Origin of the sequence: Mesorhizobium sp. WSM4983 (genome assembly GCF_029625765.1) — a bacterium.
In the GTDB taxonomy this organism is placed as follows: Bacteria; Pseudomonadota; Alphaproteobacteria; order Rhizobiales; family Rhizobiaceae; genus Mesorhizobium.
On sequence record NZ_JARTVM010000001.1, the window covers coordinates 397,522 to 420,805 of the forward strand.

Consider the following 23,284-nt stretch of genomic DNA (forward strand, 5'->3'; position numbering starts at 1 on the left):
TCACCGATATTCGAAGATTGAGCGAAAAATTCCCGGCGCCACCACCGACAGCGGATTGATGTTGAGCGTCGGCTTGTTGGCGTTGCCGCGCAGCCGGTAGGTGACGCCGATCAGGCCGCGGTCGCGGCCGTTGCCGAGCAGCGGGCCGAACAGCGGCAGTTCGCCGAAGATGCGATTCAGCCCATAGACCGGCATGAAGGTGCCGGTCATGTCCATATTGTTGTCCTGGTCGTAGAGCGTGCCCTGGAAAGTGGTGCCGATGCGCGGACCGCGCAACAGACCGTTTGCCAGTCTGAGATAGCCGGAGCCCTTGTCGATCTCGGCATAGCCGCGCTCGAACTGCACCCTTGAGGTGTCGATGTTGGCCTTGACCGCCTGGTTGAGGCTGCGCGTATCGCCGGCCGGCCTGGTCGACACGATCGACGCAAGCTTCGGCTCGTTGACGACATAGAAATTGCTGGCGTCGACCTGGCCCTTCATTGGCCCGTCGGCGTCGCCCGCCAGCGACAGCGTGATGGCCCCGCCCTCCATATGCTCGTAAATGTTGAGGAAGCGCAGGATAGCGCCGGCATCGGCCGATTTCATCCTGAGGGACCGGCCGCCGTCGCCGGTGGTGTTTCGGACGGCAATGGCGGCACCCGAACTCGCCGTGGCGCTGACATCGAGACCATTCACCCGGGAGCCGGCAGCGCTGTAATTCAGCTTGAGGTTCGACAGCACCTCGTCGTGAAAGCCGGTCAGCGACTTCACGTCGGCGCTGACCGAGATCGCGTCGGCGCCGGCGCCTTTTGTGGCTGTATCAACGTCTGAGGTGAACTGTTTGATCAGCGAGCGGGCATCGAGAGAGTCGCCGCTGACATTGACCGCATAGTTTTTGCCCGACCGTTTGACCGAGACGGCGACGTCGTCTCCCCTGTTGAGCGCGACCTTGCTGAAGCGGGCCGAGGACAGCGCCCCGTTGACCAGTGTCACATCGCCGTCGATCGAAAAGCTCTTCCCGTCGAGATCGAAGTCGGACAGCGTGGTCGTGCTGCCGGACTTTGCCATCGTGAAGGTGACCTTGGCCGGAATGCCGGCACCCTTGCTCCATCCTGCCCAGGGGATGTCGAGCCTTGCGTTCGTCAGGTCGGCCGACACGTTCTGGACGCCCTCGCCGCTCTTGTCGATCGCCACCTTGATGGTTCCGGAAAGCAGCGGCGACAGGCCGGGCATTGCTGCAGCGCGCGTCTTGTCGTCGATCACCAGCGCGACCTTACGGCTGCGCGGCGGGCCGCTGTCCTCGAGGGGCTCGACCAGGTCGAGCTCGGCTGGAATGCCGTTCAGCTTCGCCTTCGCCGATATCACCGCACGGTCGGGGCTCACGGTGATCGACCCGTCGGCCTCGGTCACCATCTGGTCCTCGAACGGCTTGGCTAAGGAAAGATCCTGGTAGTCCAGCGCCACCAGCCAGTCGAGCCTCGAGGTATCGACGCCGGAAGTCAGCGGAATGTCGGCCCGCACATGCCCGGTGACGGTGCCGCTCAAATCCTCAGGCGCAAGCCCGACATGGCGCATGGCGTTGATCGGCTCAAAGGAGGCGAGTTCGGCGATCGCCGGGGCTTCGCCGGCGACATCGATGTCGAGAGAGCCGATCACGGGCGAAACATTCGCCTGCTTGATCGTCAGTGTGCCCCCGCTTGCCGCCACGGTGCGGCCGCTCGGCATAAAAACGCTGCCCGAGGACAGCGTGATATCGACATCGTTGCCGTGGAAGGCAACGACACCGACCGCATCGCGGATCGGCGGAATGCGCCCTGCGGTATCGAAGCGCGAGCCCTCGACCTGGAAGCGGCCGAACACCTCGTCGCCGGAAAGCGGAACGCCGTTGCCGAGCCGCCCAGGAACGACCTGGAACTGCAGGTTGGCGTCGACCACACGGCCGCCGAACAGGTTGTCCAGCACCCAAAGCCGCGCGTTGCGGGCGGAGAACCAGGGCCACAACTGCTTCACATGCGAAACCGGCATGTCGTGTACATTGAGCGACAGCGACACACCCGGCGGGCCATTGTCGATGAAGGCGAGCGACGCCGTGCCCAGCACGTCGCTCGAACCCCCGGAGCGGACGCCGATCTGCTCGGCGACGAGCTTGCGGCTCTTGGTCTGGTAGACGCCGGCGACCCGGGCAAGAAACTGAAGCGCCGGCTCCGGCGATTCCGAAGGCGCGAGCGTCGAGCCGTCGCTGACAAGGTCATAGCGGTAGGACGGCTCCTCGCCCGCGGCTGCCGGTTTCGGCCCGACCGAGCCTGAGAAATCGAATGTCGAGCGGCCGGTCCTGATCAGCAATTTGTCGACCGAGACCTTGTTTGATCCCGCGACCAATGTGGCCCTGGCATCGACGTCGGCCGGCAGCAGCCCGCGCGAGCCGAGATCGAGCACCGAGCCGCCGAGCGACAGCGACGCCGTCAGCCGCGACGGCGTGTCGCCGGACGCCTCGACGCCCGAAAGCTTCAGCGCAACAGAACCAAGCTTGCCGCCCTGGGCGGCGAAGTTCCCGCCGCTGGAGCTTCCCTGAGCGGGCGTTACGCCGACGTCCGCTATCGCGACGGCGGCGTCCAGCGATGCGATCCGCCTGGCGCTCGGATCGCGCGCTGCGGAGGCGCTCAGGCTTACATGCCGGCCGTCGACATCGGCTTTTGAAGACAGTTCCATGCTGCCTGTGCCCGTCTGCCCAACCGTGGCCTCGGCGACGGTCACACGTCTGACCGATCCGCCCGGCGGCAATTCGAACTCGACGTTGCGGAGGTCGATCTGGCGCATCGATTCCGCGCGCACCGCATCCAGCGCCGCGTTGACGCCCCCAAACACCGCCGCCGATACTTTCTCCGGATCGACCAGGCCATCCTCGTTGCGCAAAGCCGCCGTCCAATCACCGCTCCCGGACGGCATGGCGGCGACCATGATGCGAGCATCGGAGAACCGGGCGCTGGTGAGCTTGACCTCGCCGGATAGCAGCGGCAGCAGGCGCATGCCGAAGCGGACGCGCCCGACATCGGCCATCGGCTTGCCGTCGGCCGTCTTCAAGCTGACGTCGCTGACCTGCAGGGCGACGAAGCTCGACCCATCGAGCGTCAACCGCGCCGGCCCAACGGTGACGTTGAGATCGACGCCAGCGAGCTTCTCGATGGCCGTCTCGGCTTCGGCGCGAAGTCGTTCCGTGCCGATGCCTGACGTGCCAAGCACATAGACGCCAATTGCCGCCAGAAGCACCAGCGCGCAGAGCCCGGCGAACACCCGACCGAGGATGCGGAAGCGCCGGCGCACCGAAGCACGGCCGAGCGGCGGCACGCTGCACGCGGACGGAAAGGCCGCCAGGTCGGTGATCTCGTCACGCCTGAACCTGATCTTCTCGTGCTGCGGTCGCTCCTGATCCAAGCAATATTCCGTTGTAAACGTACTCGCCGTGGACGAATCCCCGCCTCACGTTATATCGATGCTCGATCCGCGCGTAACCGCAAACAAGGGCATCGACATGGCTGAACTCGACGTGGGCGACGTTGCGCCGCAATTCGATCTTCCGCGCGACGGCGGCGGCTCCCTCAGCCTCGCCGCGATCCGGGGAAAACCTGTCGTACTCTACTTTTATCCGCAGGACGACACCACAAGCTGCACCAACGAAGCGATCGGCTTCTCGCAGCTGAAGCCGGAATTCGAGAAGGCCGGCGCCGTGGTCATCGGGCTGTCCCCCGATAGCGTCAAGAAACACGACAAATTCAAGGCGAAATACGATCTCACCCTCGATCTCGTCGCAGACGAGGAGCGCAAGGCGATCGAGGCCTATCATCTGTGGGTCGAGAAGACGATGTACGGCCGCAAGTACATGGGTGTCGAGCGCGCCACCTTCCTGATCGGCCAGGACGGACGCATCGCCCGCATCTGGCGCAAGGTGCGCGTCAAGGGCCATGCCGAAGAGGTGCTGGAGGCGGTGCGCGCGCTCTGAAGCGGGGCAGACCCAAAGCTTCCGCGATTTGCTGGCCTCCTTCCCTGCAACCTGCCACCCGCGCTGCGGGAATTGGTTAAGCCGACATCGCGGCCAGCAAAGCTTTGTTAACCCTAATAATGTGTAATCGAGCTGTCGTTGGAGTCGTAACGAAAGCTTGGTCCCGTGAATCCAAACGGTCAGTCAGCGGTCTTCGGCAGGCGCAAGGAGCCCCATACGGTCATTATCGCGCGGGGGAACGAGATCCGGCATTTCACCATCCGTCCGTGGCTTGCCGCCTTCGTCGGGTCGGCGCTGGCGGCGATCGCCATCGGCTATCTGCTCGCCACCTCCTACCTGGTGCTGCGCGATGACCTGATCGGCGCCACCACGGCCAGGCAGGCGCGCATGCAGCAGGCCTATGAGGATCGCATCTCCGCGCTTCGCGCCCAGGTCGATCGCATCACCAGCCGCCAGCTTCTCGACCAGCAGCTCATGGAGACCAAGGTCGGCGAGTTGCTGGCCAGGCAGACCCAGCTCAGCCAGCGCCACGGCCGGCTCGGGCCGATCCTCGAACGCGCCGAGAGCGAGGTCGGCGATGTGCCCGCCGCAGCCAATGCCACCGCGACTAAACCCGACGAGCGCGCCGAGATCACCGGCGGTCTTTCGCAGGTCCCGACCTACTCCGTCGCGTCGTTGGGCGCCGGCGACACGAGGCCATTCTCCCTGTGGTCGACACGCTCCGACCCGCTAGACAACGAAACGGCGGCGGATCGTGCCGACAAGCTCTTCGTGTCGATCAACGCTTCGCTCAAGGCCATCGAGAACCAGCAGCTCACCCGTATCACCACGCTTGCGGATAATGCCTACCGCAACGCCGACGCGATCTCGCAGGCGCTGCAAGCCGCCGGGCTGCCGGCCGACACGGAGCTCGACAAGAACGATGTCGGCGGACCGCTGGTGCCGCTCGATTCTTCGATGATCTTCGACAGCAAAGTCAAAGAGCTGGATGAAGCTCTTGATGCGCTGGATCAAGTCAAGAAAGAGGCGCGCAAGCTGCCGCTCAGCAATCCCGCGCCGGGCCATACTGTGACCAGCCCGTTCGGGGTGCGCACCGACCCGATCCTCGGCACGGCCGCCCTGCATACGGGAATGGATTTCAGGGCGCCGATCGGCATGCCGGCGAAGGTCACCGCTGCCGGGATCGTCACCAAGGCCGGCTGGAACGGCGGCTACGGCCGCATGGTCGAGGTCGACCACGGCAACGGCTTTGCGACGCGCTATGGCCACCTCAGCGAGATCGACGTGACGGTTGGCCAGAAGCTCGCCGCCGGCGACGTGATCGGCAAGACCGGCAGCAGCGGCCGCTCGACCGGTCCGCATCTCCACTACGAAGTGCGCCACAACGGCGAGGCGGTCGATCCGCTGCGCTTCCTCGCCGTCGGCAAGAAGGTCGCGCAGTACCTTTAGCGCACGCCTCGCGGCCGACCCGAGGTCCCTCCAGATTTATCCACCCGTTTGCTTGGCAGCGCTCGCTTTGGATTGACTCAATCGAAGTTGTAGGATGATATACATCACCCTATCGCCTCATCGATTGCGCCGCTGATGACCATTCGCAGCCTCTCACCGCAAATCCTCAGCGTCCTCGAAGACGCAGTGGGGCCGAGCGGTCTCACCGCCGACACTGCTGGAATGGCGAAGTATCTCGGCGATTGGGCCGGCGACTATCGAGGCAGCGCGCTGGCCGTGCTGCGCCCCGCGTCGGTGGCGGAGGTGCAGGCGCTGATGCGTCTGTGCGGCGAGTTGGGGCTCGGCGTCATTCCACAGGGCGGCAACACCGGCTTGGTTTCGGGCGCCATCGATGACACCAGCGCCGGCGCTATAGTCGTCAGCCTGGAGCGGCTGAACGCCATCCGCCGGATCGATCGCGCGAACTTCACACTTCAGGCGGACGCAGGCTGCGTGCTGCAGACGATCAAAGAGGCAAGCGAGGCCGAAGATTGCCTGTTCCCACTGGCGCTCGGCGCACAAGGCAGTTGCCAGATCGGCGGCAATGCCGCGACCAATGCCGGCGGCGTCAACGTGCTGCGCTACGGCATGGCGCGCGACCTGATCCTGGGGCTGGAGGTTGTTCTGGCCGATGGCGAGCTGTGGAACGGCTTTTCCGGGCTGCGCAAGAACAACAGCGGTTATGACCTGAAGCAGCTGTTCATCGGCTCCGAGGGCACGCTCGGCATCATTACCGGTGTGGAGGTCAAGCTGTTCCCGAAGCCTGCCCGTGTCGAGACCGCCTATCTCGGCCTCATCTCGTTCGAAGCGGCCATCGGCCTCTTCAACCGAGCGCGACGCGCCTGCTCCGATCTGATTTCCGCCTTCGAGATCATCGGCTCGGAATGCATCGATTTGGCCCGGCTGGTCGATCCTGGAATGACGGCGCCTGTCGCAGCACCCGTCCATGCGCTGATCGAATTGTCCTCCGGACCGACCATCGACCTCAACGGCGTGCTCGCCAGTTTTCTAACCGATGCGCTCGAAGGCGGCCTGGTAGCCGACGCAGTCCTCGCGACCAGCAACGCGCAGGCTAAGGCCTTCTGGGCGATCCGCGAGGGACTGGTCGAGGGCCAGGCGAAGCGCGGCTACCACGTGCGCACCGATCTCTCGGTGCGCATTTCCGATATCCCTGCCCTTGTCGAGCGCGCCCGCCGCTTCGTCGCCACCGAACATCCGGGCTGGATTGCACTGGCCTATGGCCATGCCGGCGACGGCAACATCCATTTCAATGTGCTGCCGCCGCTCGATCTCGCTGATGGCGAAGCCCGGGCGCGCGGCGAGGAAATCACGGCGGGACTCTACGACATCGCCGTCAGGCTCGGCGGCTCGATCAGCGCCGAGCACGGCATCGGCCGCAGCCGTGCCCGAGAATTCTGGGCCGGGCTTTCGCCGGCGCATCGCCGCATGGCTGCCGCGCTGAAGACTGCGCTCGACCCTAAAGGGGTGATGAACCCCGGCTGCCTGCTGCCCTCGACGGAGCGTTTTTTATGAAGCAGAGACTGGCCGCCATCGGCACCGTCGAGACCCTGCCGCACCGGGTCGCGGCCTTCCTCAGCCGCGAGATCGAATCCGGCGAGTTGAATCCCGGCGCGCGGCTGCCGACCGAGCAGGAGCTTTCCGAGAAGTTCGGCGTCAGCCGCAATGTGGTGCGCGAGGCGATTGCCCAGTTGAGGGCGGACGGCATGATCGAGGCGCGGCAAGGCATCGGCGCCTTCGTGCTGGCGCCCCAGCAAAGGGCGGCGATCCGCATCGACCGCGAGGCGCTCAAGGACACCCACAATATGGAGCGGCTGTTCGAGCTGCGTTGCATCCTCGAGGCCGAGTCGGCGGCGCTCGCCGCGGCGCGGCGCGGGCAGGAGCATCTCGATTCGATCAAGGCGGCGCTCGACCGCATGGGCGGCGAGGAGCGCTGGGAAGAAGGCAGCATCGACGCCGACCTGCTCTTCCACCGCGAGATCGCGCGGGCGACCGGCAACAGCTACATCCACACCTTCATCTCTTTTGTCTGTGAGCAGATCCGCCAGTCGATCCACTATGCCCGCATGACAAACCCGCTGCACGATCTCGTCGAGATCAATGTCGGCGAGCATGTGCGCATTTACGAGGCGCTGGTGGCGGGCGATCCGGCGGCAGCGGAAGCAGCAATGCGTACGCACATCATCGGCGCCGCCAATCGCGTCGGCGTGAAGCTGCCACTCTCCAAGACCGGCGGGACGAAATAGCCATGCCGACGAATCTCACCCGCATCTCCGACGTCTGCCTGCTGGTGGAAAATATCGAGCGTACGGTCGACTTCTATGTCGGGAAACTCGGCTTCCGGCTGCGTCGGCGTGCCGAAGGCTTTGCCGATTTCCATGGCGAGGGCGTGACGCTCGCCGCCTGGGAGCTCGACCACATCAACCGGCACACCGGCGTCTCGAACCAGAGATCGCCGCGCCAAGCGCACAAGGTTTGCGTCGCCGTCCAGCTCGGATCACCGGCCGAGATCGACCGGCTGCACGGTGAATTGAGCGCCAAGGACGTGCCCTTCTATGGACCGCCCGAAAACTACGTCTGGAACGCGCGCTGCGCCTATTTCACCGACCCGGACGACACGCTTTGGGAGCTTTACGCCTGGCTCGACGGCGGCCCTGGCGACTACCACGACCAACAGCCGTAGCGACGCCGCGCCGAGGGAGCGGCGCTTGGAAAGAAGAGACAAGAAGTCTGCAACAGGAGCGAAAAATGAGTGGGAACCAAGACTACGAATTGAACCGCCGCGCTTTCGTGAAGGGCGGCCTCGCAGCGGTCGCAGCCGCGTCAGCCGGTATGCAATTGGTGTTGACGCCGGGCGCCAGGGCCGCCGGCAAGGTCGTCATCCAGTATGACTGGCTGATGTCCAATGGCCAGATCGGTGACATCGCGGCCGTCGCCAACGGCTATTTCAAGGATGCCGGGCTCGAGGTTGAGTTCAGCCCTGGCGGCCCCAATGCCTCGACCGTGCCGCCGGTGATCTCCGGCGCCGCGCAGCTCGGCCAGTTCTCGGAAACGCCGCAGCTTTATGCGGCGCGCGCCAGCGGCGTGCCGATCAGAATCATCGCCTGCGGCTTCCGCACCGGCCCCTATGCGCTGACCTCGAAACCGGGAAAGCCAATCCGCAATGTTGCCGACCTCAAGGGCAAGAAGATCGGCATCCAGCCGACCGCGCGCTTCGTCATCGATGAGATCCTGGCCAAGAACGGTATCGACCCCTCGGAAGTCACCATCGTCAATGTCGGCTTCGACAAGGCGCCTCTGGTGCGCGGCGACGTCGACGCCATCGGCGGCTGGATCACCAACACCCAGGCGCTGAGCGTGGTCGGCGAGGACCGCATCGATCTCCTGGTGCGCGACCTCGGCCTCGCTTCCTACGCCGACGTCTATTTCGCGACCGACGCGGCGATCGAGAAGGACCCCGACACACTGGCGAAGTTCGTCGGCGCGGTCGGCAAGGGCTGGGGCTGGGTTCACGCCAACCCCCAGGAAGCGGTGAAGAAGATGGTCGCCGCGTATCCGGAGATGGATCTCGGCTGGGAAGAGAAGACCGTCAACCTGGTTCTGAAACTCTCCTTCGACGGCGCGACCGCCAAAGATGGCTGGGGCACGTTCGACCCTGCCTCCATCGAGGAGCAATTGACGCTGCTCGACAAGGTCGGCCAGTACCCGAACGGACGCCCGGCCGCCAAAGATGTCTACACCACGAAGATCCTGGAGCTTTCGGCCGCGGACCGGCCCAAGCTCGATGCGCCCGCGGCCTGATGCCGAACGCGATCGAAGCGCAAAAGCTCGATGTCGGCTATGGCGGCCGGCAGAAGGTCGTCAAAGTGCTGTCCGGCCTCGACCTCACGGTCGCGGCCGGCTCCTTCCTGTCGATCCTCGGCCCGTCGGGCTGCGGCAAGTCGACCTTACTTCGCGTGGTGGCGGACCTGCTCGACCCGCTGGACGGCACGATCAGCGTGCTTGGGGCCACACCGCACGCGGTGCGCTCGCGCCGCGACGTCGGCTTCGTCTTCCAGGATTCCACCCTGCTGCCCTGGCGCACGGTGCGCGACAATGTGCGCCTGCCGCTCGGCGTCGGCCAGCGCAGCCTCACACGCAAGATCGATGACCGCAGCAGCGAACTGCTGGAGCTGATGGGGCTTGGCGGACTCGGTGAACGCCTGCCGCATCAGCTTTCGGGGGGCCAGCGCCAGCGCGTCGCCATCGCGCGCGCCCTGCTTGGCGAGCCCAGGCTGCTTCTGATGGACGAGCCGTTCGGCGCGCTGGACGAGATCACGCGCGATCGCCTCAACGACGAATTGCTGACGCTCTGGCGGCGCACCGGCACAACGATCCTTTTCGTCACCCATTCGATCGCCGAAGCCGCCTATCTCGGCGAGCGCGTCATTGTGCTGGCTGCCAATCCGGGACGGGTGGTGAAGGACCTCGACCTGCGGCCCTTCAAGCAGGAAGGCAACCGCTGCAAGCGCGAGGATGCGGCGATCGTCGGCGCCATGGCCGAGTTGCGTGCAGCGCTGGAGCGCGCATCGTGAGACCGGCGCCGCTTGCCCCGCAAATGGCGATTGCGCTTCCGGTTCTGGGCGCGGCGTCGATCCTGATTGCCTGGCAGTATCTCCTGCCGCTGCTCGGCGTGCCGGCCTATATCGTGCCGACGCCGACGGCGATCTTCGGCGTCTTCCAGAAGAATTTCGCCCTGCTCATCGACAATCTCAGACCGACGCTGATCGAGGCGCTGGCGGGCTTCGTCATCGGCAATCTCGCCGCCGTGCTGCTTGCCGTGGTCTTCGTGCACAGCCGCATCCTGCAGGCCGCCTATTTCCCGATCGTGCTGTTCTTCAACACCATTCCGATCCTGGCGCTGTCGCCGATCATCATCCTGATCTTCGGCCTCGGCATGACGCCAAAGATCGCCATCGCCGCCGTGATCTGCTTCTTCCCGACCCTGGTGAACATGATCCGGGGCCTGGATTCGGCAAGCGACAACGAGCACGAACTGTTCCGCGTGCTGTCGGCGACACGCTCGGAGATCTTCTGGGCTCTGCGCCTGCCTCGCGCCCTGCCGATGCTGTTCTCCTCGCTGCGCATCGCCTCGGCCACTGCGGTAATCGGCGCCATCGTCGGCGAATGGATCGGCTCGGACAAAGGCCTCGGCGCGCTGATCATCCAGGCAACGTTCAACTATCAATCCGACCGGCTCTACGCCGCGATCGTGCTGTCGTCGTCGCTGTCGATCGCGCTTTTCTGCATCGTCGTGCTGATCGAGCGTCGCGTCATCAGATACTAGCTTTCCGCTCATTGCCCGGGTCGCAAGCGCCGGGGCCGCAGGGAAACTTGCTCTCCTCGGGAGCCGGGCAAATTATTTTTGAATTCCATTTGACTGAATAAATCTTCTCTGCGAACCTTGTGTCCGTCAGGAGCGCAAGCCATGGCGTTGCGGGGAACCAATCAGGAGTTCGGGCGGCCATACAACCGGCGCATCGTGCTCGAATCCATCCGCCGCTTCGGTCCGATCGCCCGCGGCGACATCGCGCAGCACGTCGGGCTCACCGTTCAGACGGTCTCGACTATCGTGCGCGAGTTGGAGGAACAGGGTTACATACTGTCGGTCCGCGAGGAACCGAAGGGCCGCGGCCAGCCGCCGGCCACGCTGCGCATCAACCCGGAAGGCGGCTATGCCGTCGGCATCCACCTCACCCCGCTGGGGATAGACGCCGCACTCATCAACCTGAGCGGCGACGTGATCGAGAGCGTCCATCGCGAAGCGCCGAGCCCGACGCCCGATCTCGCCTTCGAGGCGATCGGCGCCATGGTTGCCGATCTGACCGGGCGTCGGGCCGGAGGACGGGTCATCGGCGTCGGCATGGCGCTTCCCGGCCCGTTCGGCGTCGAGTCCATGAGCTTCGTCGGACCGACCACAATGGCCGGCTGGAAAGGCGTGCCGTTGCGCGAGCGCCTTGCCGCCGCGACGGGCCTGCCCGCCTTCTTCGAGACCGATATGGCGGCGGCGGCCATGGGGGAACGCCTCTACGGCCTCGGCCTCCAGCGTTCCGACTACTACTATCTCTACTTCAGCGTCGGGCTTGGCGGCGCCATGGTGCATGACGGCGGCGTGCTGCGCGGGGCCTGGGGCAATGCCGGCGAGATCGGACACATCCCCGTCGTTCCGGAAGGCGAGCTTTGCCCCTGCGGCAACCGGGGCTGCCTCGAACGCTATCTGTCGCTCGAGGCGCGCGGCCGCTGGAACGGCAACGACGCCGGATGGGTGGCCGAAGTCGCTCCGATCTTCCGCAATGCCATCGCCGTGATTGAAAATCTTTTCGATCCCGAGACGATCGTGCTTGGGGGCCTCGCCTCGCCTCAGTTGCTCGAACGCCTGGCTGCATTGGCGGAGCCGCTGCACAATTCGGTTTCGGCTCGCAAGGATCGCGCCGCGCCGCGCATCCTCGTGGCGCAGGGCGGGCAGCATGCCGTGTTGCGCGGCGCCGCGGCACTTGCCGTTTCCGGCGTGCTTTCGCCACGCTTCGGCCAGATCTTCACCGCCAAGCGGCAGCGCGAAGGCGACCTTCTGAACGGCGGAGACATCGCGGCATGAGCGAACCCCTGCTGGTCCTCGACAACGTCACCAAGAATTACGGCGCCATCCGGGCGCTGAGGGGCATCAGCTTCTCGATCGCGCGCGGCGAGGTGGTGGCGCTGCTCGGCGACAACGGCGCCGGCAAGTCGACGCTGGTCAAGATCATCGCCGGCGGACTCGAGCCGACCTCGGGTCGCATGCTGTTCGAAGGCAAGGAGTTCCTCGCCAAAACCCCCGCCGAGGCCAAGGCCGCCGGCATCGAGACCGTCTACCAGGACCTCTCGCTCTGCACCAATGTCGACGTGGTGGCCAACTTCTTCATGGGCCGCGAGATCACCCGCAGGGTGCTGGGCGTTCCGGTGCTCGACGAGCGCGCGATGGAGTCAGTAGTGGCGAAGGCGCTGGCCAATGCCGGCACTCGCATTCCCTCGCTGCGCACCAAGGTCGAGCATCTCTCGGGCGGCCAGCGGCAGGCGATCGAGCTCAACCGTTTCGTTCATTGGGGCGGCAAGCTGGTGCTGCTCGACGAGCCCTTCGCCGCGCTCGGCGTCGAGCAGACGCGCCGCGGCCTCGACATGATCCGCAAGGTGGCGAGCCAAGGCATCGGCGTCGTCATCATCACCCACATCATGCAGCAGGCCTTCCAGGTCGCCGACCGGATCGTGGTGATCCGCCAGGGCGTCGTGGCGGGCGACGTTGCCCGCAACAAGACAAGTCCCGATGCGGTGATCAACATGATCACCGGGGAAACGCTTGCCGGTGCCGGACCGGCGGGCTGAGGGACAAATGAGGGGTCCGGCGAAAAGAGGAGCGAACGACATGAAGCGAATGCTACTTTCTGTCTTCGGTATCCTGGCCCTGGCCATTGCCACGCTCACGCCGGCATTCGCCCAGTCCAAGGGTACCGTCTACTACCTGGTGCCGACCTTGCTCGACGAATTCCAGACCGGCTCGGTGAGCGCGCTGGAACTGTTTCTGAAACAGGTCGGCTACGAGATGAAGACGCTGAACGCCGACAACAAAACCGACGCTCAGCAATCGCAGATGAACGACGTGATTGCGCTTAAGCCGAAGGCGATCATCCTCGCCGCGGTCGATTTCAATGCGTTGAAGCCATCCGTTGAAGCCGCCCGCGCGGCCGGCATCCCTGTGGTCGAGTTCGACCGCCAAATCACCGCCACGCCGTCCGACTTCACATCGGTCGCCGGCACGGTCGAGATCGGCCACATTGCGGCGGAGCAGGCCGAAGCGCTGCTGAAGGCCAAGCATGGCTCGGTCAAGGGCAAGATCCTGCAGGTGCTCGGCGATCCCGGCGATCCCTACACGCTCGACATCCAGAAGGGTTTCGAGGAGAAGATGAAGGCGTTTCCGGACGTCAAGATCATCTCGCTGCCCGCCATGCAGTGGGAGGCGAGCAACGCCGGCACCATCGTCGCCGACCAGATCTTGGCCAATCCCGACATCGACCTGATCTTCAGCCACGCTGCGCATCTTTCGGTCGCGGGCGTTGCCTCGCTGGAGGCCGCCGGTAAGAAGCCGGGCGATGTGATGATGATGAGCTCGAACGGCGCGCCGGTCGGCCTCGACCTGATCCGCAAGGGTTGGCTCAACGTCGAAGTCGAACAGCCGCTCTACGCCCAGGCCGCGGCCGTCGCCATGTTCATGGACAAGGTCGTCAACAAGCAGGAGATCAAGCCCGGCGAATATGACGTGCTCGGCCTGAAGTCGGTGGTGACCAAGGAAGCCTGGGGCCCGAACATCAAGATCCCAGGCGCGGCGATAACCAAGGAGAATGTCGACAACCCCGCTTTCTGGGGCAACCTGAAGCCGCCGACGGATACCGTTAAGCCCGTCGAGTAGGCCTTTTGCATCGAGCTCCGGGCCTCCCGGCCCGGAGCCTCGCGGGCCCGCCCCGCGGCAGCCGCATATTCAAATTCGACGCTAACCGGATCGGCCGATGAGCCCACGCACCCGCCACAGTCTCGAGCTTGTGCTCGACAATCTCGTCTGGTTCATGCTGGTCTTCGTGCTGGCCGTGTTCTCGACCCTCATTCCGAACTTCTTCCAGCTCGGCATCTTCGCCAACATCGTCGAGGCATCGAGCGTGCTGGGCGTCATGTCGATCGGCCTGGCGCTGGTCATCATTGCCGGTCACATGGACTTGTCGATTGAATCGGTCGCGGCGCTCAGCGCCATGGCGGTCGGCATCATGTTCTGCTCGTCAGGCATCGGCCTCGGCCTGCAGTTGCATCCGGACTGGCTGATGGTGCCGGTCTCGCTCGCCGCAGCCCTGGCGGTGGGAGCCATTATCGGCGTCATCAACGGTTTCCTCATCGTCAGGCTGCAGATGAGCGCCTTCATCATCACGCTTGCCTCCTATATCTGGGTGCGCGGCCTGGTGCTTGTCGTTTCAGGCGGACGCTCGGCGCAGGATTTGGCGCCGACCATCCGCTGGTTCGGTATCCAGCGGCTCGCCGGCCTGCCGCTCACTGCCTGGATCGCTGTCGGCTGCTTCGTCGCCTTCTCGCTGATTCTCGCCAAGACGCCGTTCGGCCGGCATCTGGTGATGATCGGCGGCAACGAGACCGCGACCTTCCGCGCCGGCATCCGCGTCAACCGCAACCTGATCATCGCGTTCGTGCTTGCCGGCGCCATCGCCGGCCTCGCCGGCTGGCTGCTCGCCATCCGCACCTCCGGCGCCACCGCCAATCTCGGCGTCGGCCTGCTCTTCAACGCCTTCGCCGCCGTCGTCATTGGCGGCGTCAGCCTGAAAGGCGGCGTCGGCACCCTGCCCGGCGTCTATGCCGGCGTGCTGCTTCTGTCGGCCATCAACACCGCCATCAACCTCATGGCCCTGCCGGCCAACTTCACCCAGGTCATCCACGGCTTGCTGGTGCTGGCGGCCGTGCTTCTCGACGCTTTCAAGCAAACCATTCGCCAAAGGCTCGCATGACAGGACGGCTGGCATGACCGGAAGCATCGAAGGCAAGGTGGCGGTGATCGTCGGGGCCGCGCGTGGCATCGGCAGGGGCATAGCCCAGCGCTTCACCGAGGAAGGCGCCAGCCTTGTGCTGGCCGACAGTGAAGCCGAAGCCGGCAGAGCGAGCGCCGACGAACTTGGTGCCGCCTTCATCCGCACCGATATTTCCAAGATGGCCGACGCCGAAGCGGTGGTGGCATTGGCGCTGCAGCGTCACGGCCGCCTCGACATCATCGTCCAGAACGCCGGCATCTATCCCTGGCAACTGATCGAGAACACCAGCCCGGAAGATTGGGACCGGGTCATGGCGGTCAATCTGCGCGGCAGCTTCAACGCCGCCCGGGCAGCGCTTCCACCGATGAAGGCTCAGGGCAGCGGTCGCATGCTCTTCACCTCTTCCATTACCGGCCCGCAGGTGAGCAGTCCCGGCCACGGCCATTATTCGGCAAGCAAGGCCGGCATCAACGGCTTCATCCGCGCGGCGGCGCTGGAGTTTTCCGGCTATGGCATCACCGTCAACGGCGTCGAGCCGGGCAACATCCTGACCGAGGGCATGAAGCTTCACCGCGATGCCGCCTTCATCAAGAGCATGGAGGACGCCGTGCCGCTCGGACGTCTCGGCACGCCGCGCGACGTCGCCAACGCCTTCCTGTTCCTGGCCTCCGATGACGCCAGCTACATCACCGGCACGACGATCGTCGTCGATGGCGGCCAGCTCCTGCCCGAAGGCCAGGATTTCCGCCTGACGCCGCCGTGAGTTCTTGATTGTGCCGGGAAAGTGGTGGGCGATGACGGGCTCGAACCGCCGACATCTTCGGTGTAAACGAAGCGCTCTACCAACTGAGCTAATCGCCCGCTCCGGGCCGGACCTTTAAGCAGTTAGAGCTCTATTCGCAAGGCCCAATGAACAGCCGGCGCACCCGCTATCGGACGGGATTTCGCCAATGCCGGCGCACTTGTCAAAAAACCTTCTGCTGATTGCTGTTATGCTCACATGCCGCGCTTGACACCCGCAAACGAACCCCTTATCCAGCGCCCCAACGACGAACACGCCTGACACGTGCTCGTCAGTGCGCGGGTGTAGCTCAGTCGGTTAGAGTGCCGGCCTGTCACGCCGGAGGTCGCGGGTTCGAGCCCCGTCACTCGCGCCAGTCTTTTCAAGGGTTTAGGCCCTGCTCTTCAAAAGCTTGAACTTTCATTTTCCGGAGAGTTTCAACTTTTTGTATTCGCTGCGGCCAACATTCGCGATCCACCGCGTCTGAATTGGCAACTACGGGAGCCGCTCGTCAGGCGCCTGTGCTCCACCTTCCCCAGAACTGCCTCAAGAAAGGTTGGCTGCCGGTGGGCCATAGCTGACGCAGCGTTTTCAGGATTCTCCCCTTGCCTACTTTCCCGTTCTCCGAAGCAGATCCGATTCAATTTCCCGGCCCCCCACCTAAAAGCGCTGACGTGGTGATTATCGGTGGCGGCGTTATCGGCGTCACGACAGCGCTTTTTCTTGCGCGGCGCAACATCTCGGTGACGCTGTTGGAAAAGGGACGCATCGCTGCCGAACAGTCCTCCCGCAATTGGGGATGGATCCGCAAACAGGGACGCGATGCGGACGAACTGCCGATCGTGATCGAGGCGTCGCGTCGTTGGCGGCAGCTGGCCGAGGAATGCGGCGAAGACATCGGCTTGAAGCAGACCGGCGTGACTTACCTGGCAAGCTCCGACCGCGAAATGGCCCGCTTCGAAAAATTCATGACGATCGCTGCCGTCCATGAAATCGACACGCGCCTGCTGAACGCACGCGAAACCACCGGTCTCATCAAAGGCATGTCGCGCAGTTTCAAGGGCGCGATGACAACGCCTTCCGACATGCGAGCGGAGCCTTGGCTGGCCGTGCCGGCACTCGCCCGGCTTGCCGCCCGCAAGGGGATCAAGCTTGTGGAGAATTGCGCGGCGCGAGCCCTGGAAATCTCGGCCGGGAGGATCAGGGGAGTGTGGACAGAGGCGGGTCACATCGAGACGTCGAGCGTTCTGCTCGCCGGCGGTGCGTGGTCTTCCCTGTTCCTGAGAAGACATGGCGTTTCCATTCCCCAGCTCAGTGTAAGGTCGACCGTCGCGGCAACCGAGGCGATGCCTGAAGTCTATGCAGGAGCCGCGGCAGGAGAGCATATCGCTTTCAGACGCCGACAGGATGGCGGATACACGCTCGCTGCCGGAGGCAGTCATTTGCTTCACCTTGGCCCGGACGCATTCCGGCATGCGAAGAAATACCTTCCCGCGCTTATGGCCAATCCTTTCGGCTCACGCTATTCGCCGGCCGCGCCGGCGGGCTATCCGGATGGCTGGTCGACGCCGCGTCACTGGGCGCCGGATTCGCAAAGTCCTTTCGAAAGAATGCGGGTGCTAAATCCGGCTCCCGAACGTTCTGGTCTGCGTTCCATCGAGCGCAATTTCAGGCGCCTGTTCCCACAGCTCGACGCGGTGCGCCTAAAGGCAAGCTGGGCTGGCATGATCGACGCGATGCCGGACGTCGTTCCCATTGTGGGCAAAGTGCAGGCGATCGTTGGCCTCGTTGTCGCGACGGGCATGAGCGGCCACGGCTTCGGTATCGGACCGGGAATCGGCCGGGTCGTCGCCGACATGATCCAGGGAAACCAGATCGGGCACGATCTCACCCGCTTTCGCCTGTCGCGCTTTTCTGACGGAAGCGCCATTCGGCCGGGCCCGGCCCTCTAGAGCAGTCACCGACCGGCCAGCGTGCAGTGAGCAGCAAAATTCTTCAGCTGCGCTTCGGCGCCCCTGTTCACTCGCCCAATATCACACCGGAGGCGACAATCTGCGCGGTTCGGGCGGTGAGCTTCTCGCGCTTTACAAGCGTGGGCTTTTTATAGGGGTTTTTCATCTCACCGTTCCGGGAAACCAGGCTGCCTGTGCTGGTCAAGACGGTGAACGCGCTGGCACTGCTTGCGTTCCGCAGGCGCGTTTGGCGGGTTGAGCCAGCCTTGGCCGGCCCCGGTCATCAAGCCATGGCACGTAATCGCAACGGCTTTACGTTTCCGAAAACCCAGGTCTTGAAAGCCTTGTCGGCTCGAACTGCTGCCCGGTCGCGCAGTTCCACGAGAAGGGCGGGACGGTTTGGTCGTCGCCAAGGGTTTACGGTCTGCACTCGCTCGGGAGGGTGAGCCCTCTAGTGTGGACGCGCTCGCTGCACCGGTGGCGCCGCATTTGCCGATCTAAAGTCAGCTCCAGTGCCTTGCGATCCCCGCTTGTAGATGAGCCGCATGACCAGTCCGGCATATCCAATCTGGAGAATGATCATTGCAAGCATAGCGCAGCCGAGCGCCTTCCAGGCGGAGCCGGTTTGCAACCCGACCCAGATTGCGACGGTGAACGACGTCGCGAACATGCCCACCAGAAATTGCGGAAAATACATCGCCAGTACCCTCGGCCCTTAAAGCGCCGCCGCTCCATCGCGGAGCGGCGGGTCCCCCAAAATAGCCCCCCGGCTACCGAGGCACGGTCCACCCCGGCATTGCTGACAGTGCAATTGCGATGCCAGACACGGTGGCCCATTACGGGACACCTATGCCGTTGATGCAAGGCGTTGGCGCCGATTAATATTAACCGTGGCTAATATGCAACCCTGGGGGCCGTGAGAGACCAACTTCTGTGAGTTGTGGTCAAGCCGATGACCGGGTAGCGCCGCTGAAACGCCACGCGAGATTTGGCGGCTTCAACCCCGCGCCAGCAGCGCCTCGACCTCCTGGAGCGTCGGCATGGAAGGCGCGGTGCCCGGCCGGGTCACCGAAATGCCTGCGACGGTACAGGCGAAGCGCACCGCCTCCAGCGGCTCGACGCCCTTGGCAAGCGCCGCCGCCAGTCCACCATTGAAGGCGTCGCCCGCCCCCGTGGTTTCGATTACAGGGCCGGCAGTGACGGCGCCGACGTGATCGGATCGCTCCCTGGTGTGCAGCAGCGCGCCCTTCTCGCCAAGCGTCACGATGACGGCGCCGACGCCCTTTGCCAGCAGGCTGTCGGCGGCGCGGCGGGCATCGTCGACCGAAGAGACGGCGATGCCGGTCAGCCCCTCGGCCTCGGACTCGTTGGGTGTGACGTAGTCGCAAAGCGCGTAGATGCTGTCCGGCAGGGTGGCGGCCGGCGCCGGGTTAAGAATGGTAGTCACCCCTGCCCCGCGCGCGATTTGCAAAGCTTTCAGCGCCGCGTCAATCGGCTGCTCGAGCTGGGTGACAAAGACGCCCGCCGAGCGGATCAGGTCAGCATGCGCCTCGATGTCAGCGGACGAGATCAGCATCGCAGCACCCGGGCTGACGATGATGGCGTTGTTGCCGCTGCCCTCCTCGACAAAGATATAAGCCGCCCCGGTGTAGCTGTCCGGCGTGTCGATGACCGCGCTCTTGACGCCCGCATCCTTCCACGTCTGCTTGGCCATGTCGGCGAAGGCATCGATGCCGAGCCGGGTCAGGAAGGTGATGTCGGCGCCGAGTTTGCCGGCTGCGACCGCCTGGTTCGAGCCCTTGCCGCCGGGTCCGAGCTTGAACGAATTGCCGAGGATCGTCTCGCCCATGCGCGGCTGGCGGTCGGCGCGATAGGCGGTGTCGGCGACGAAGACACCCAGGATGACGACTGGCTTGCTGGCGGACATCTCCTTACTCCGCATCCGGCGGAATGACGCCCTTGCGGAAGGCAAAGCAGCCATAGAAGCGGCGCTCACCAGTCTGGATGACGCAATACGCCTTCTTGGCCCGCTCGTAGAAGGCGTAGCGCTCGATCGAGATCATCGGCCAGTGTTTGCCCTCAGCCGCGTCGATTTCCTGCTGCACCTCCTTCTGCACCGGCGGGATCTCGTTCGGCTTGCCGACGATCTCCATGCGCGCGGCCGCGTCGTTGACGAAGCTGTCCAGCGGATAGAGCGACAGCACCGCCTTCACCACTTCGGCCGCCGGCGCATCGATGCGCAGCAGCTTGCCGAGCACCGTCTGCTTGGCGACGGAGTCGGATGGGAAATTGGTGTCGGCGATGATCAGGTCGTCGCCGTGCCCCATCGCCCGCAGTGCCTGGAGCACGTCGGCGTTGAGCAGCGGATTGATCCCTTTGAGCATGGTTTCCTCGATGTGTGTTTGCGGTCAGAGACGCTTGCCGGTCCCTGCGTCGAAGAGATGGACATGGTCGAGCCGCGGCCTGAGCTTCAGCGTATCGCCAGGCTTGAAGTCGTGACGCTCGCGGAACAGCGCCACCATCTCGCCCTCGCCGAAGCGCACGAACACCAGCGTTTCCGAGCCGGTCGGCTCGACCACCGAAATCGTGGACGCCACACCGTCGGGATGGATCTCCAGATGCTCGGGACGGACGCCATAGACGACGGCCTGGCCGTCCGCCGCGGCGATGCTGGCAGGCATCGGAAAGGCCGAGCCTGCTATGTCGACCTCGGACCTTTCACCTTTCTTCACCGTGCCCTTGAGCAGGTTCATCGCCGGCGAGCCGATGAAGCCCGCGACGAACAGGTTGGCCGGCCGGTCGAACAGTTGCAGCGGCGCGCCGATCTGCTCGATGCGGCCGTCGCGCATCACCACGATCTTGTCGGCCATGGTCATGGCCTCGATCTGGTCGTGTGTGACGTAGATGGTGGTGGTCTTCAGCCGCTGATGCAGTTCCTTGATCTCGGTGCGCATCTGCACGCGCAGCTTGGCATCGAGGTTTGAGAGCGGCTCGTCGAACAGAAACACCTGCGGGTTGCGCACGATCGCGCGGCCCATGGCGACGCGCTGGCGCTGGCCGCCGGAAAGCTGGCGCGGATAGCGCTTGAGATAGGGATTGAGGTCGAGGATGTCGGCCGCACGCTTCACCCGCTCGGCGACGATGGCCGGATCGGTGCCGCGCAGCTTCAGCGCGAAAGCCATGTTCTGCTCCACCGTCTTGTGCGGATAGAGCGCGTAGTTCTGGAACACCATGGCGATGTCGCGCTTGGCCGGCGGCAGGTTGTTGACGATGCGGTCGCCGATCGAAATCGTTCCGCCGGAAACCGTTTCCAGCCCCGCCACCATCCGCAGCAGCGTGGACTTGCCGCAGCCCGAAGGGCCGACCAGGACGACGAATTGACCGTCGGCGATATCGACGCTGACCTCATGTAGAACCTTGACGGTTCCGAAAGCCTTGGCCACATTGGCGATCGCGACTTGAGCCATTGTCTCCCCTATCTTTTTCGGTGAAGCTAGCCATTGCCAACGGCAAGGGCAAGTCGGTATCTTATAGATAAAAAGCCAATCTTGTTGACAAGGTAATCGATTACGCGAATAGTGACGAGTGCCAATCCGAATGCCGGTCCTTGTCCCGAAAATCGGATCTCCAGGCGACGCAGGGTGGGGTCCCACGCTGCCCTATGGTATAGGAGAACCGCAGACGTTTCGACGTCGAGAGATTGGCAGAATCAATTCACGACTGAAGTTCTGGGAGGAACCTTGAGATGAGAGTCGATCTTTACGAAAAACTGGTGCGTGCCGGGGCGACCCGCCGCGATTTGCTGAAGGGCGCGGCCAGCATGGCGGCGCTCGCAGCGGCGTCCGGCACGGGGCTTGGCGCGCTGACCAGGCCGGCGGCTGCCGCCGACGACCTGCGCGCGAAAATCCTGCAGATACCCGGCGTCGGCAAAGGCCAGCCGACGGACGCCGACTTCCAGAAAGTCGGTGAGCTCTGCCTGGAAGCGACCAAGGCCAACGTCAAGCAAGGCGAGTTCGCCGGTGTCGAGCTCACCTTCATGGGCCTCAACAACCAGAACCTGCACAACGTGCTGTTCCGCGGCTTCCTGAAGCCGTGGGAGGCCTATACCGGCGCCAAGATCAGCTGGATCGACCTCGCCCAGGCCGACTACAACGCCCGTCTGCAACAGTCGATCGCGACCAAAACCGTCGACTTCGACATCATCGAGATGGGTGCGCCCTTCGAGGGCGACGTCTGCGGCAAGGGCCTCACCTCGGAGATGCCCGACTGGGTCAAGAAGCAGATCGACATGGACGATCTCGTCAACTACCTCAAGCCGCCGGTTGGCACCTGGGACGGCAAGCAGTATCGCGTGACCATCGACGGCGATACGCACAACTTCAACTACCGCACCGACGTATTCTCCGATCCCGACCTCGCCAAGGCCTGGAAGGAGAGCGGCGCGACGACCGAATGGGGCGTGCCCAAGACTTGGCAGGAAGTGCAGGCCGTCACCAAGTTCCTCAAGGGCAAGCAGTTCAAGGGCCAGGACGTCTATGGCTATCTCGACGCGCCCAAGCCCTGGGGCGGCTTCGGTTTCTACTTCCTCGGCAGCCGCGCCTCTGCCTATGCCAAGCACCCCGACGACAAGGCCTGGCTGTTCGATCCGGATACGATGAAGCCGCGCATCAACAACCCGGCTTGGGTGCGGGCCATCCAGGACGTCATCGACGCCCTGCCCTCGGAGCCGCCGGATCAGATCAACGCCGATCCGAACACCACCGGCTTCCAGCAGTTCCTGGCCGGCACTGGCTCGATGATCCCGTGGTGGGGCGATATCGGCTCCAACGTCAAGACCAACGACTCCTCGGTCATCGGCGACGTCACCGGCTTCTCGATCCTGCCGGGCTCGGACGACGTCTACAATTCGAAGACCGGCAAGTGGGACAAGCTGGCCAGCGGCCCGAACTATGCGCCGAACTGCGCCTATCTCGGCTGGGGCGTCTATGTCATGGCCCGCGTCGACAGCGACGAGAAGAAGAAGAAGGCGGCGTGGTCGGCGGCGGCCCATCTCGGCGGCAAGGATCTGTCGCTGTGGTGCGCGGCCTATCCTTCCGGCTTCCAGCCCTACCGCAACTCCCATTTCAACATTCCGGAATGGGTGGCGGCCGGCTATGACGAGGCCTTCATCACCTCCTATCTGAAGTCGGAGGGCGACTCCTACAACCATCCGAACGCCGCGATCGAGCCGCGCATCCCCGGCATCTTCCAGTACTACAGCGCCGCCGAGGACATCCTGGCCAACACCTTCGCCGGCAAGATGAAGGCGCAGGAAGGTGCGGATGCCATCGCCGCCGCCTGGGAGAAGCTGACCGACCAGATCGGCCGCGAGAACCAAATCAAGCTCTACAAAGCCTCGCTCGGCATGTAGGCTGTCCCGTGAGAAGTCGCGGGGGGGGGGGGGGGGGGGGGGGGGGGGCGGGGGGGGGGGGGGGGGGGG

General features: G+C 64.4%; 20 protein-coding genes and 2 tRNA genes. 16 read left to right on the plus strand and 6 right to left on the minus strand.

The features are described from left to right. Entirely contained in the window at window positions 1-3,411 is a 3,411-nt protein-coding gene (locus P9254_RS02105) for a YhdP family protein (protein ID WP_278053974.1), read from the minus strand. A gap of 97 nt (window positions 3,412-3,508) precedes the next feature. On the opposite strand from P9254_RS02105, the gene P9254_RS02110 reads away from it, so the two are divergent. The 13 genes from P9254_RS02110 (at window position 3,509) to P9254_RS02170 (ending at window position 15,835) form a co-directional block, all read left to right on the plus strand. Continuing rightward, window positions 3,509-3,976 carry a peroxiredoxin gene (locus P9254_RS02110; protein ID WP_095779635.1) on the plus strand — a complete coding sequence of 156 codons (468 nt, stop codon included), beginning with the start codon at window positions 3,509-3,511 and terminating at the stop codon, window positions 3,974-3,976. 165 nt (window positions 3,977-4,141) lie between these two features. Beyond that, entirely contained in the window at window positions 4,142-5,425 is a 1,284-nt protein-coding gene (locus P9254_RS02115; RefSeq protein ID WP_278053972.1) for a M23 family metallopeptidase, read from the plus strand. 135 nt (window positions 5,426-5,560) lie between these two features. Beyond that, the gene (locus P9254_RS02120) at window positions 5,561-6,997 is read left to right on the plus strand and encodes an FAD-binding oxidoreductase (protein ID WP_278053970.1); all 1,437 of its coding nucleotides are present in this window, start codon (window positions 5,561-5,563) and stop codon (window positions 6,995-6,997) included. Continuing rightward, window positions 6,994-7,728 carry a FadR/GntR family transcriptional regulator gene (locus P9254_RS02125; protein WP_278053968.1) on the plus strand — a complete coding sequence of 245 codons (735 nt, stop codon included), beginning with the start codon at window positions 6,994-6,996 and terminating at the stop codon, window positions 7,726-7,728. Before P9254_RS02120 ends, P9254_RS02125 begins: the two co-directional genes overlap by 4 nt. Window positions 7,729-7,730: 2 nt before the next feature. After that, a complete protein-coding gene (locus P9254_RS02130; RefSeq protein WP_206520503.1) occupies window positions 7,731-8,165 on the plus strand; it encodes a VOC family protein in 435 nt (144 codons plus the stop codon). A gap of 65 nt (window positions 8,166-8,230) precedes the next feature. Next, the gene (locus P9254_RS02135) at window positions 8,231-9,283 is read left to right on the plus strand and encodes an ABC transporter substrate-binding protein (protein ID WP_278053966.1); all 1,053 of its coding nucleotides are present in this window, start codon (window positions 8,231-8,233) and stop codon (window positions 9,281-9,283) included. Next, entirely contained in the window at window positions 9,283-10,056 is a 774-nt protein-coding gene (locus P9254_RS02140) for an ABC transporter ATP-binding protein (protein ID WP_095780639.1), read from the plus strand. Before P9254_RS02135 ends, P9254_RS02140 begins: the two co-directional genes overlap by 1 nt. Next, the gene (locus P9254_RS02145) at window positions 10,053-10,808 is read left to right on the plus strand and encodes an ABC transporter permease (RefSeq protein ID WP_278053965.1); all 756 of its coding nucleotides are present in this window, start codon (window positions 10,053-10,055) and stop codon (window positions 10,806-10,808) included. The genes P9254_RS02140 and P9254_RS02145 overlap by 4 nt, the downstream gene beginning before the upstream one ends. 141 nt (window positions 10,809-10,949) lie before the next feature. After that, on the plus strand, window positions 10,950-12,116 hold the full coding sequence (locus tag P9254_RS02150) for an ROK family transcriptional regulator (protein ID WP_127241070.1): 1,167 nt from the start codon (window positions 10,950-10,952) through the stop codon (window positions 12,114-12,116). Further along, window positions 12,113-12,877, plus strand: a complete 765-nt coding sequence (locus P9254_RS02155; RefSeq protein WP_067328253.1) for an ATP-binding cassette domain-containing protein — start codon at window positions 12,113-12,115, stop codon at window positions 12,875-12,877. Before P9254_RS02150 ends, P9254_RS02155 begins: the two co-directional genes overlap by 4 nt. A 40-nt stretch (window positions 12,878-12,917) precedes the next feature. After that, window positions 12,918-13,958, plus strand: coding sequence for a sugar ABC transporter substrate-binding protein (locus P9254_RS02160; protein WP_066995049.1), 1,041 nt, complete (start codon window positions 12,918-12,920; stop codon window positions 13,956-13,958). Between the two features lie 97 nt (window positions 13,959-14,055). Beyond that, complete coding sequence (locus tag P9254_RS02165) at window positions 14,056-15,051, plus strand: ABC transporter permease (RefSeq protein ID WP_278053964.1); 996 nt, start codon at window positions 14,056-14,058, stop codon at window positions 15,049-15,051. Between the two features lie 13 nt (window positions 15,052-15,064). Further along, window positions 15,065-15,835 (plus strand): SDR family NAD(P)-dependent oxidoreductase, encoded by a 771-nt coding sequence (locus tag P9254_RS02170; RefSeq protein ID WP_278053962.1) that lies wholly within the window; start codon window positions 15,065-15,067, stop codon window positions 15,833-15,835. 22 nt (window positions 15,836-15,857) lie between these two features. Here P9254_RS02170 and P9254_RS02175 read toward each other — a convergent pair. Further along, a tRNA-Val gene (locus P9254_RS02175) sits at window positions 15,858-15,933 on the minus strand. Between the two features lie 219 nt (window positions 15,934-16,152). Here P9254_RS02175 and P9254_RS02180 point away from each other — a divergent pair. Then, a tRNA-Asp gene (locus tag P9254_RS02180) sits at window positions 16,153-16,229 on the plus strand. 229 nt (window positions 16,230-16,458) lie between these two features. Further along, window positions 16,459-17,805, plus strand: a complete 1,347-nt coding sequence (locus tag P9254_RS02185) for an NAD(P)/FAD-dependent oxidoreductase (protein ID WP_278053961.1) — start codon at window positions 16,459-16,461, stop codon at window positions 17,803-17,805. 451 nt (window positions 17,806-18,256) lie between these two features. Here the strand turns inward: P9254_RS02185 and P9254_RS02190 are convergent, their stop codons facing one another. The 4 genes from P9254_RS02190 to P9254_RS02205 form a co-directional block, all read right to left on the minus strand. Beyond that, a complete protein-coding gene (locus tag P9254_RS02190) occupies window positions 18,257-18,502 on the minus strand; it encodes a hypothetical protein (protein WP_278053960.1) in 246 nt (81 codons plus the stop codon). A gap of 300 nt (window positions 18,503-18,802) precedes the next feature. Beyond that, window positions 18,803-19,732 carry a ribokinase gene (gene rbsK / locus P9254_RS02195; RefSeq protein ID WP_127241075.1) on the minus strand — a complete coding sequence of 310 codons (930 nt, stop codon included), beginning with the start codon at window positions 19,730-19,732 and terminating at the stop codon, window positions 18,803-18,805. A gap of 4 nt (window positions 19,733-19,736) precedes the next feature. Further along, window positions 19,737-20,189: an RbsD/FucU family protein gene (locus P9254_RS02200; protein WP_278053957.1), complete on the minus strand. Its 453-nt coding sequence runs from the start codon at window positions 20,187-20,189 to the stop codon at window positions 19,737-19,739. Window positions 20,190-20,213: 24 nt separating this feature from the next. Beyond that, window positions 20,214-21,272, minus strand: a complete 1,059-nt coding sequence (locus P9254_RS02205) for an ABC transporter ATP-binding protein (RefSeq protein ID WP_067328236.1) — start codon at window positions 21,270-21,272, stop codon at window positions 20,214-20,216. Between the two features lie 278 nt (window positions 21,273-21,550). Between P9254_RS02205 and P9254_RS02210 the strand changes: the two genes are divergently transcribed. Then, a complete protein-coding gene (locus P9254_RS02210; protein ID WP_067328234.1) occupies window positions 21,551-23,215 on the plus strand; it encodes an ABC transporter substrate-binding protein in 1,665 nt (554 codons plus the stop codon). Window positions 23,216-23,284: the final 69 nt, after the last annotated feature.

Bases quoted from the DNA above. Each gene is read 5' to 3' on its own strand.
- P9254_RS02190 (WP_278053960.1), bottom strand. From the start codon at position 18,502: ATGTATTTTCCGCAATTTCTGGTGGGCATGTTCGCGACGTCGTTCACC.
- P9254_RS02140 (WP_095780639.1), top strand. From the start codon at position 9,283: ATGCCGAACGCGATCGAAGCGCAAAAGCTCGATGTCGGCTATGGCGGC.
- P9254_RS02120 (WP_278053970.1), top strand. From the start codon at position 5,561: ATGACCATTCGCAGCCTCTCACCGCAAATCCTCAGCGTCCTCGAAGAC.
- P9254_RS02170 (WP_278053962.1), top strand. From the start codon at position 15,065: ATGACCGGAAGCATCGAAGGCAAGGTGGCGGTGATCGTCGGGGCCGCG.
- P9254_RS02135 (WP_278053966.1), top strand. From the start codon at position 8,231: ATGAGTGGGAACCAAGACTACGAATTGAACCGCCGCGCTTTCGTGAAG.
- P9254_RS02155 (WP_067328253.1), top strand. From the start codon at position 12,113: ATGAGCGAACCCCTGCTGGTCCTCGACAACGTCACCAAGAATTACGGC.
- P9254_RS02110 (WP_095779635.1), top strand. From the start codon at position 3,509: ATGGCTGAACTCGACGTGGGCGACGTTGCGCCGCAATTCGATCTTCCG.
- rbsK (WP_127241075.1), bottom strand. From the start codon at position 19,732: ATGTCCGCCAGCAAGCCAGTCGTCATCCTGGGTGTCTTCGTCGCCGAC.
- P9254_RS02205 (WP_067328236.1), bottom strand. From the start codon at position 21,272: ATGGCTCAAGTCGCGATCGCCAATGTGGCCAAGGCTTTCGGAACCGTC.
- P9254_RS02150 (WP_127241070.1), top strand. From the start codon at position 10,950: ATGGCGTTGCGGGGAACCAATCAGGAGTTCGGGCGGCCATACAACCGG.
- P9254_RS02130 (WP_206520503.1), top strand. From the start codon at position 7,731: ATGCCGACGAATCTCACCCGCATCTCCGACGTCTGCCTGCTGGTGGAA.
- P9254_RS02200 (WP_278053957.1), bottom strand. From the start codon at position 20,189: ATGCTCAAAGGGATCAATCCGCTGCTCAACGCCGACGTGCTCCAGGCA.
- P9254_RS02125 (WP_278053968.1), top strand. From the start codon at position 6,994: ATGAAGCAGAGACTGGCCGCCATCGGCACCGTCGAGACCCTGCCGCAC.
- P9254_RS02165 (WP_278053964.1), top strand. From the start codon at position 14,056: ATGAGCCCACGCACCCGCCACAGTCTCGAGCTTGTGCTCGACAATCTC.
- P9254_RS02210 (WP_067328234.1), top strand. From the start codon at position 21,551: ATGAGAGTCGATCTTTACGAAAAACTGGTGCGTGCCGGGGCGACCCGC.
- P9254_RS02160 (WP_066995049.1), top strand. From the start codon at position 12,918: ATGAAGCGAATGCTACTTTCTGTCTTCGGTATCCTGGCCCTGGCCATT.